Origin of the sequence: Bacillus sp. SIMBA_074, from assembly GCF_046534555.1 — a bacterium.
GTDB lineage: Bacteria > Bacillota > Bacilli > Bacillales > Bacillaceae_G > Bacillus_A > Bacillus_A mycoides.
The window spans coordinates 1-277 of record NZ_JAWRYM010000426.1 but is presented as its reverse complement, the minus strand read 5'-3'; the positions used below and the strand labels follow the sequence as shown (position 1 = coordinate 277).

The window sequence follows — 277 nt, the reverse complement described above, 5'->3', positions numbered from 1 at the left end:
CGACCCGATCTTGCATGGTCTAGTAGATCGTGGGTTCCAACAAGTAAGGGTCGTACCCGAACAGGCCAATCCTGATCCTGAATTCACATATGCAAGCTCACCCAACCCGGAGAATCCCGAAGCATTCAGACTCGCCTTGAAATATGCACGAAAAAAGGGAGCAGACCTGATTATTTGTACCGATCCTGATGGCGATCGTCTGGGAGTCGCCGTTCGCACACAGCCCAATCAGCACATCATCCTGACCGGTAATCAGGTCGGAGTACTCCTGCTTGAC

General features: G+C 52.0%; 1 pseudogene. It reads left to right on the top strand.

Annotated features, from left to right (window positions below):
* Positions 1–10 precede the first annotated feature (10 nt).
* A pseudogene (locus SB773_RS31430) lies at positions 11–277 on the top strand (phospho-sugar mutase); the annotation flags it as partial.